Origin of the sequence: Nonomuraea aridisoli (genome assembly GCF_003236395.1) — a bacterium.
Lineage (GTDB): Bacteria > Actinomycetota > Actinomycetes > Streptosporangiales > Streptosporangiaceae > Nonomuraea > Nonomuraea aridisoli.
The window spans coordinates 1-8746 of the sequence record NZ_POUD01000344.1 but is presented as its reverse complement, the minus strand read 5'-3'; the positions used below and the strand labels follow the sequence as shown (position 1 = coordinate 8746).

Below are 8746 nucleotides of genomic sequence, written 5' to 3'. Positions count from 1 at the left end.
CTGGCGCTGCTGGCCGAGCGGCTGAAGGAGGCCGCCGCCGACATCTCCCGGCCCCGCGCGCTCGAGCTCGTCGGCGCCCGGCCCCGGCTGCGCCCCGTCGACGCGACGCCGGCCGACGACCTGCACGCCCACGTCGAGCCGGGGGAGACGGCGGTCGTCCTGGTCGGCGAGGGCTCCACCGACGCCACCGCCAACGCCGAGATCCACCGGGTCTCCCGGCTGTTCTGGGAGACGCACGCCTACGACTACATGACCGTGGAGACCGCGTTCGTGTCGCTGACCCCGCCCGGCGTGCCCGGCGGGCTCGAACGCTGCCGCCGCCTCGGGGCCAAGCGCGTGATCGTGGTGCCGTACCTGCTGTTCGCCGGGGGAATGCTGGAGCGCGTCTGGGCGCAGGCCCTGGCGTACGGCGCGGGGCACCCCGACCTCGACATCCGGTGCGCGGAGGTCATCGGCGACTGTGAGACGCTGGCGGACGTCGTCATCGACCGATACGAGGAAGCACTGCGGCTCGTCCCGCAGGAGGAGGCCGTTCGTGCTCGCTGAGACCGTGCTCGCCGAGACCATCGCCGCCGTCCGCCCCGCCGACCCGCAGGCCCTCGCCGACGCCCGCGCCCACCAGGACCGCCTCACCAAGCCGCGCGGCTCCCTCGGCGTGCTCGAGGAGATCGCGGTACGCCTCGCGGGCGCCGCCGGCGTCACCCCGCCGCCGATGCCGGAGCCCGCGGCCCTGGCCATCTTCGCCGCCGACCACGGCGTCTACGCCCGCGGCGTCTCCCCGTGGCCGCAGGAGGTCACGGTGCAGATGGTCGCCAACTTCCTGGCCGGCGGCGCGGTCGCCAACGCCTTCGCGGCCCAGGCCGGGGCCTCGGTGACCGTCGTGGACGTGGGCGTCGCCGCCGACCTGCCCGGCGCGCCCGACCTGGTCGACCGGAAGGTCGCCTACGGCACCGCCGACATGACGCAGGGCCCGGCCATGAGCGCCGACCAGGTGCTCCAGGCGTTGGAGGCGGGCATCGGCGTGGCCCGCGAGCTGGTCGCCAAGGGCGCGCGCTGCCTGATCACCGGCGACATGGGCATCGCCAACACCACCGCCTCCGCCGCGCTGATCTCCGTCTTCACCGGCAAGGACCCGTCCGAGGTGACCGGACGCGGCACGGGCGTCGACGACGAGACGTACGAACGCAAGATCGGCGTCGTCCGCGAGGCCCTGCGGGTGAACGCGCTGCCCGGCGCCTTCGAGGCCGGTGAGGCGCTGCGGGCGCTGGCGGCGGTCGGCGGGTTCGAGCACGCGGCCATCGCCGGGTTCATCCTCGGCGGCGCCGCCGCGCGCGTGCCGGTGGTCCTCGACGGCGTCATCGCCGGCGCGGCCGCGCTCGTGGCCGCCGCGCTCGCCCCCGCCTCGGTCGATCACTGCGTGGCGGGTCACCGCTCCGCCGAGCCCGGCCACGCCGCCGCGCTCGCGCACCTCGGGCTGCGCCCCCTGGTCGACCTGGAGCTGCGGCTCGGCGAGGGCACGGGCGGGCTGCTGGCGCACCCGACGCTGTGCGCGGCCGTCCGCGTGATGCACGAGGTCGCGACCTTCGATTCGGCGGGAGTGACGGAAAAGTCCGTGTGATGATGGGGCCGTGTCACGTTATGGAGCGATGTACGGCCCCGACATCACCTTTCTGGGGATAGACCGCTGCGACGTCGCCGATCCGGCGAGCTACGAGGGCGCCGACGTGGTGATCATCGGCGCCCCGTTCGACGGCGGCACGTCCAACCGGCCGGGCGCCAGGTTCGGCCCGATGGCGCTGCGTCAGGCCTGCTACCTGCCGCACGACGGCTCCCGGCCCAGCCTGGCGCTGCGCGTGGACGCCCTGCGCGACCTGCGCGTGCTCGACGCGGGCGACGTCGAGTGCTACTCCGGCGACGTGGAGGGCTCGCTGGCGGCGATCGAGGAGGCCGTGCACCGCATCGCCGCCTCCGGGGCGATCCCGCTGGTGCTCGGCGGCGACCACACCGTCGCGCTGCCCGACGCCCGGGGCACCGCGCGGGCGTACGCGCCGGGCCGTACCTCGATGATCCACTTCGACGCCCACGCCGACACCGGTGACATCGCCTTCGGCCACCTGTACGGCCACGGCCAGCCCATGCGCCGGCTCATCGAGTCGGGGGCGATCAGGGGCGACCGGTTCCTGCAGCTCGGGCTGCGCGGCTACTGGCCCGAGCCCGAGACGCTGGGCTGGATGGCCGCCCAGAACATGCGCTCGTACGAGATGACCGAGATCGTCGCGCGCGGCCTGGACGAATGCCTGACGGAGTCGTTCCGGATCGCGCTGGACGAGTGCGACCAGGTCTTCCTGTCGGTGGACATCGACGTCTGCGACCCCGGCCACGCCCCCGGCACCGGCACGCCCGAGCCGGGCGGACTCACGGCCAGGCAACTCCTCGACGCCGTGCGCCGCATCTGCTACGAGCTGCCGGTGGCCGGGATGGAGGTGGTCGAGGTGGCGCCGCCCTATGATCACGCGGACATCACCGCGTACCTCGGGAACCGGGTTATCCTTGAGGCCCTGTCAGCGATGGCCAGGCGCCGCAGAGACGACGAAGGCGGGCCGCGCTGGGATCCGCGACAGCCCCTGCTCGACGGCCGTTAACACGTGCGCAGCAAATGACATGGTCGAAGCCGGTAGGTTTACCTCTTAACACAAGCTTCGCGAACGGGAGATTCCCCCCATGGGCCCTTACCTCCTCGGCCTGCGGCTCTCCGGCCGCCGGGTTCTCGTGGTGGGCGGCGGCCGCGTCGCGCAGCGGCGGGTCCCCGCCCTGCTCGACGCCGGTGCGGAGGTCACCGTCGTGTCGCCGTCCGTCACGCCGGCCCTCGACGACCTGATCGCCGCCGGCCGCGTCACCTGGCACGCCCGGCCGTACGAGGTCGGCGACTGCGACGGCGCCTGGCTCGTGCAGGCCTGCACCGACGACAGGTCCGTCAACACCGCGGTCGCCGCCGAGGCGGAGGCCAAGCGCGTGTGGTGCGTCCGCGCCGACGACAAGGACGCCTCCGCAGCCTGGACGCCCGCCTCCGGCCGGGACGGCGAGATCAGCGTGGCCGTCACCGCGGGCGGCGACCCGCGCCGGGCCGCCGGCATCCGCGACGCGGTCGTCGAGGCGCTGCGCGACGGCACGGTCGACGCCCGGCGCAACCGCACCAAGCCCGTGGGCGTGGCCCTCGTCGGCGGCGGCCCCGGCGACCCGGGCCTCATCACGGTGCGCGGGCGCCAGCTCCTCGCCCAGGCCGACGTGGTGGTCGCCGACCGGCTCGCGCCGCGCGCCCTGCTCGACGAGCTCGCCCCCGACGTCGAGCTGGTCGACGCCGCCAAGGTCCCCTACGGCAGGTCGCTGCCGCAGGAGACGATCAACGAGCTGCTCGTCGACCGGGCCCGCCAGGGCAAGTTCGTGGTCCGGCTCAAGGGCGGCGACCCGTTCGTGTTCGGGCGCGGCGGCGAGGAGATGATCGCCTGCGCCGAGGCCGGCATTCCCGTGCTCGTGGTGCCCGGCATCACCAGCGCCGTCGCGGTGCCCGCCGCCGCCGGGGTGCCGGTGACCCACCGCGGCGTCAGCCAGGAGTTCCACGTCATCTCCGTGCACGTGGCGCCCGACGACCCCAAGTCCACCGTCGACTGGCCGGCGCTGGCCCGTTCCCACGGCACACTGGTGCTCCTGATGGCCGTCGAACGCCTGCCAAAAGTGGCCGAAGCACTCATCCAGTACGGACGTTCGCCGGAGACTCCCGTAATGGTGGTGCAGGACGGTACCCTTCCGACCCAGCGGGCGGTTGCCGCTTCGCTTTCCACCGTGGCCGACCGCGTGTCCGCGGCTGGGATCCGGCCGCCGGCGATCGTCATCGTCGGCGACGTCGTGAGGGTCGGCCAGGAGGTCGAAATGGTTCGAGCGGAGCGCTTGCCGTGAACACGGCCATGGATGACGGGCGACACGAGTCACCTGGGGAGCAGACGTTGCGGTTCCGCCCGGTGACGGACGAAGACCTCGACGGCGCGCGCCCCGACGTCGTAGAGGACCCCCACCCCACCGGCGACCGCCCTGGGCCGGGGTCCGGTGACCGGCGTGAGCCCGGATCCGGCGAGCGTGCCGGGCTGGGGTCCGACGACCGGAGTGAGGCCGCGTTCGGTGGCCGTGCCGGGGCCGTACGCGACGACGGGCGTGAGCCTGATGCGCGTGAGCGGCGTGACGGCGGGGAGCCGGGCGGGTCTCGTGACGATTCGGCGGCGGGCGAGGAGTGGCCCGCGCGCCGGCCGTCCCTCTTCGAGAAACCGGCCGCGCTGCGGCAACCGGCCGCTCGGCCGTTCCCCCCGGCGGAGCCGGAGGAGTCGTCCGGACGGCCGTCTCTCTTCGTGCGGCCCGCGTCGCTCGACCGCCCCGGTCCGGATACAGAGGCCGACACTGCGCAACGGTCACCCGATGGGCAGTCGTCGTCGGTGGGTCCGTCGCCTACGGCTGAGTCGGAGGAGTCGTCCGGGCGGCCGTCTCTGTTCGTGCGGCCCGCGTCGCTCGACGGCCCCGGTCCGGACGCCGAGGCGGACACGGCGCAGCGGCCGTCCGACGAGCGCCCGTCATCGGCGAGCCCGTCATTCACGTCCGAGCCGAGCGCGGAGAAGCACTCTTCGGCTGCCCTGACCCCCAAGGCCGACCCGAAGCCCGCGTCCGCACAGCCCGGGGCCTCTGATGAGGACTCGGACGACAAGGCCACTCCCGCGTCGCGCGCCGGTAGCGACGGTGACGCGGAAGCAGAAGCAGGCCTCGCCGCGGCAGCAGACAGCGACACCGCCACCAAGGCGGGGGAGGCAGGCGCCGCCGAGGCAGTCGCGGACGACGACGCATCCAGCCCGGTCGAGGAGGTCGGGGACGCCGCCGGATACGTCAAGGCGACGCAGGAGTCCGCCGAGATCGCCACAACCAGGACAAGCGACACCTTCGCGGCGACGGGGGACGACGATCCTGTTACGGCGGTGGCCGAAGGCGACACCGAAGCGGACGGACGTGCCGGGAGCGGAGATCCCGGCGAAGCCGCCGGCCATGCGGGCGATGGCGAAGTAGCCAAGCCTGCGACAGAGGCCGACACCCGCGAAGCCGCCGCCGGCGAGGCGAACGATGGGCCACGCGAAGCGGCTGATCAGGTAGCGGACGGTGAGACCCGCGACGCCGCTATCGGCGAGGCGAACGATGGGCCGCGTGAAGCGGCTGACCGCGTCGAAGGCGGGACTCGCGAAGCCGCCGACGAAGCGGCCCGGGGTGAGGCTCGGGAAGCGGCCGAGCGTGTGGCTGAAGGTGACTCCGGGGCCGCGGCTGACCATGTGGCGGACGGGCGTTCCAGAGACGGGGAGAGCGCTGAGGAGGCCGGGCAGGCTCCGGGCGGTGAGGTCGCCGAACCGGCGGTGGGCTGGCCCGTAGGCGAGGGCGTGGCCGAGGAGGAGTTGCCCGCCGAGGTGGCGGAGGCGCTCACGGCGGCGCTCGCCAACCTGCGCGACACCGTCGCCGGCCTGCGTTTCGGCCTCGACCTGCCCGGCGCGGAAGAGGCCAAGAAGACCCGCGCGGCCCTGCTGGCCCAGCTCGACAACTACGTGCTGCCCCGGATCAGGACGAGCACCGCCCCCGCGCTCATCGTGGTCGCGGGCTCGACCGGCGCGGGCAAGTCCACCCTGGTCAACTCCCTGGCCGAGAAGAACGTCTCACGCACCGGCGTACGCCGCCCCACCACGGGCACGCCCGTCCTGGCCTGCCACCCCGACGACCACAAGTGGTTCGCGGAGGGCGAGCTGCTCGGCAGCCTGCAGCGCCTCGACAGACCAGCCCCCGGCACCGCCGAGCACGGCCTGGTCATCGTCCCGACGGCGAAACTCCCGCAGGGCGTCGCGCTGCTCGACACCCCTGACATCGACTCGGTGGTCGAGGAGCACCACGAGATCGCCCACCGCATGCTCGACGCCGCCGACCTGTGGATCTTCGTGACCACGGCGGCCCGCTACGCCGACGCCCCCGCGTGGAGCCTGCTGCGGCTGGCCAAGGAGCGCGGCGCGCGGCTGGCCATCGTCCTGTCGCGGGTGCCGCAGAGGTCCGCCGACGTGGTGCTCAAGCACTTCGTCCGGATGCTGACCGAGTACGGCCTGGGGGAGATCGACCGGTTCGTCATCCACGAGTCCAAGGTCGCCGACGGCAGGCTGCCCGACAGCGAGGTCACCGAGCTGCGGCTGTGGCTGGCCGAGCTGTCCGTCGACGAGAAGCGCCGGGCGCGGGCCGTGCGCGAGACCCTCGACGGCGTGCTCAACAGCTTCCGCACCCGTGTCCCCGCGCTGGCCAAGCACCTGGAGGCCCAGGTGGCGTTCCGGGCCGAGCTGCGCGGCGACGTGGAGGCGGCCTTCCTCGGCGCGCTCGCCGACCTCGACAAGGCCTCGAAGAACGGCTCCCTGCTGCACGGCGAGGTGCTCGCCCGCTGGCAGGACTTCGTCGGCTCCGGCGACCTCATGCGTTCGCTGCGGCTGCGCAGGCGCGGGCGGGCGGCCAGGCAGGCCCCCGAACGGGTGCTGGCGTTCAAGGCGGCGATCCGCGCCGGCCTGGAGTCGGTCATCGTCGCCGCCGCCAACCGGGCGTGCGAGGAGGTGGCGGCGCGCTGGCGGCACCGGTCCCCGCTGGGCGCCAAGCTGGCGGAAAATCTCGCCCGCCCGTCCGACGACCTCGTCCGCCACACCGGCCGGGCCATCGCGTCCTGGCAGGACCACCTGATGGAGCTCGTACGCACCGAAGGCGTGGCCAAGCGGTCGGTGTCGAAGATCGTCTCGTTCGACCCCGACGCGCTCGCGCTGATCTTCATGGTCGCGATGTTCAGCGGGGGCAACGGCGACGGGGTGCCTCACCGGCTCGTCAACGCCGTGCTCGGCGCCGAGTCGCTGCGCGGCATCGGCGCCAAGGCGCTGAGCGACCTGCGGGCGAGGGTCGGCATGCTGTTCGACGAGGAGGCGCTGCGTTACGCGCAGGCTCTAGACTCGGCCGGCATACCCGACGAGTCCGCTGCAACCCGCCTTTACCAGGCAACGTACAACTTTGAGGTCGCTCGATGACCACCATGACCACCAAGCCGGGGCTCGCCGCCCGGCTCTCCGCGCTCGCCAAGGTGGTGGAGCTGGGCCGGGGGCGGCTCGACAAGAAACTGCTCGACGAGGCCGCCATGCTGCTGCTGCAGGCCGGCGACCGGCTCAAGCTGTCGTCCGAGCACACCGTCGTCGCCCTCGCCGGTGGCACGGGCAGCGGCAAGTCGTCGCTGTTCAACGCGATCTCCGGGCTCGAGCTGTCCCCCACGGGCGTACGCAGGCCGACCACCGCCCGCACCCACGCCTGCGTGTGGGGCATCGAGGGCGCGGGGCCGCTGCTCGACTGGCTGCAGATCCAGGAACGCCACCGCTTCTCACGCGCCAGCGCCCTCGACAAGGGTGACGGCCAGCTCCACGGGCTGATCCTGCTCGACCTGCCCGACCACGACTCGATCCGGGCGCTCGCCGACACCGAGGCCGACCGGCTCATTGGCCTGGCCGACCTGGTGGTTTGGGTGCTCGACCCGCAGAAGTACGCCGACGCCTCCACCCACCGCCGCTACGTGACGGAGCTCGCCGGGCACGAGGCGGTGACGGTGTTCGCGCTCAACCAGGCCGACCGGCTGACCACCGAAGAGCTGGCCGAGCTGGTCATCGACCTCAACGACCTGCTGCGCCGCGAGGGCGTCGAACACCCCAGCGTCGTACCGACCTCGGCCGTCACCGGGCGCGGCGTCGAAAGCCTCAAGAGCGTCGTCGCGACCGCGGTCGCCCGCCGGCGCGCCGCGATCCAGAAGCTCGAAGCCGACCTGCACCGGATCGAACGCCGCATCAGCGAGTCCATGCCGCTGGGCGAGGCGCTGTCGGCGCCGTCGTCGGTCGACGAGGCCCGCCGCCTCGGCCTGACGGACGCGCTGTGCGACGCGGTCGGCGTGCCCGCGGTGGGCGACGCCATGGAGAACGTCTACGCCGAACGGTCCAGCCAGTGGGTCGGATGGCCGTACCCGCGGTGGATCGGGAAGTTCCGTACGGACCCGCTGAAGAGCCTGCGGCTGGACGACGTGAGCAAGGAGATCCGCGGCATCGCCACGGCCTCGGTGAGCGCCCAGTCCGCCGAGGTCGGCAACGCGGTGCAGGCGCTGGCCGACGGGCTGTCCATGGGGATGCACCCGGTGTGGCGCACGGCCGTGCACAAGGCGGCCAGATCGAAGTCCGGCGGGCTGCCCCAGGCTCTGACGGACGACCTCGCCCAGGTGGCGCCGCAGCTCGACCGTGTGCCGGCGTGGTGGCGGGTGCTCATGCTGTGGCAGTACTTCCTGGTGCTGGCCTTCGTGGCCGGCCTGGCCTGGCTGGGCGTGGGGTTGTTCGTGCCGGAGCAGTTGCCGCCGTCGCTGGAGGTGTTCGGCGACAGCGCGACGTTGCCCTGGGTGGGATTGGCGATGGCGGCCGTCCTGGGGCTGGGCGCGCTGTCGGGCATCGCCTCACGCAACTTCGTGGAGTTGGGGGCGTCGCGGGAACGCGAACGGCTCGAACGCGAGATGCGCCGCAGGGTCGCGGCCGTGTCGGCGACGATGGTGGTGGAGCCGGTGGAAGCCGAACTCCACCGTCACCACTCCTTCTACACCGCCCTCCGCGACCTCTCCACCTGAGCCCCACCC

General features: G+C 73.3%; 8 protein-coding genes. 6 read left to right on the top strand and 2 right to left on the bottom strand.

Translation table 11 applies throughout. From position 1 onward, the window contains the following. From C1J01_RS43175 to cobA, 4 genes are all read left to right on the top strand, one after another. Positions 1 to 546 (top strand): CbiX/SirB N-terminal domain-containing protein (locus C1J01_RS43175; RefSeq protein ID WP_328589739.1); only part of this gene is annotated, 546 nt, incomplete at its 5' end. Continuing rightward, on the top strand, positions 536 to 1618 hold the full coding sequence (gene cobT, locus C1J01_RS43170) for a nicotinate-nucleotide--dimethylbenzimidazole phosphoribosyltransferase (RefSeq protein ID WP_235855050.1): 1083 nt from the start codon (positions 536 to 538) through the stop codon (positions 1616 to 1618). The genes C1J01_RS43175 and cobT, both read left to right, overlap by 11 nt. A gap of 10 nt (positions 1619 to 1628) precedes the next feature. Further along, positions 1629 to 2642 (top strand): agmatinase, encoded by a 1014-nt coding sequence (gene speB / locus C1J01_RS43165; protein WP_111184824.1) that lies wholly within the window; start codon positions 1629 to 1631, stop codon positions 2640 to 2642. A 79-nt stretch (positions 2643 to 2721) separates the two neighbouring features. Further along, positions 2722 to 3954, top strand: coding sequence for a uroporphyrinogen-III C-methyltransferase (cobA, locus tag C1J01_RS43160; protein WP_111184823.1), 1233 nt, complete (start codon positions 2722 to 2724; stop codon positions 3952 to 3954). Positions 3955 to 3983: 29 nt separating this feature from the next. On the opposite strand, the gene C1J01_RS43155 is transcribed toward cobA, so the two are convergent. Then, on the bottom strand, positions 3984 to 4334 hold the full coding sequence (locus C1J01_RS43155) for a hypothetical protein (RefSeq protein ID WP_111184822.1): 351 nt from the start codon (positions 4332 to 4334) through the stop codon (positions 3984 to 3986). 297 nt (positions 4335 to 4631) lie between these two features. Continuing rightward, on the bottom strand, positions 4632 to 5357 hold the full coding sequence (locus tag C1J01_RS43150) for a hypothetical protein (protein WP_111184821.1): 726 nt from the start codon (positions 5355 to 5357) through the stop codon (positions 4632 to 4634). Here C1J01_RS43150 and C1J01_RS43145 point away from each other — a divergent pair, their 5' ends adjacent. After that, entirely contained in the window at positions 5358 to 7118 is a 1761-nt protein-coding gene (locus tag C1J01_RS43145; RefSeq protein ID WP_235855049.1) for a GTPase, read from the top strand. It abuts the gene before it with no gap. Beyond that, positions 7115 to 8737 (top strand): GTP-binding protein, encoded by a 1623-nt coding sequence (locus C1J01_RS43140; RefSeq protein WP_111184820.1) that lies wholly within the window; start codon positions 7115 to 7117, stop codon positions 8735 to 8737. Before C1J01_RS43145 ends, C1J01_RS43140 begins: the two co-directional genes overlap by 4 nt. Positions 8738 to 8746: the final 9 nt, after the last annotated feature.

Bases quoted from the DNA above. Each gene is read 5' to 3' on its own strand.
- cobA (WP_111184823.1), top strand. From the start codon at position 2,722: ATGGGCCCTTACCTCCTCGGCCTGCGGCTCTCCGGCCGCCGGGTTCTC.
- C1J01_RS43150 (WP_111184821.1), bottom strand. From the start codon at position 5,357: ATGGTCAGCCGCGGCCCCGGAGTCACCTTCAGCCACACGCTCGGCCGC.
- C1J01_RS43140 (WP_111184820.1), top strand. From the start codon at position 7,115: ATGACCACCATGACCACCAAGCCGGGGCTCGCCGCCCGGCTCTCCGCG.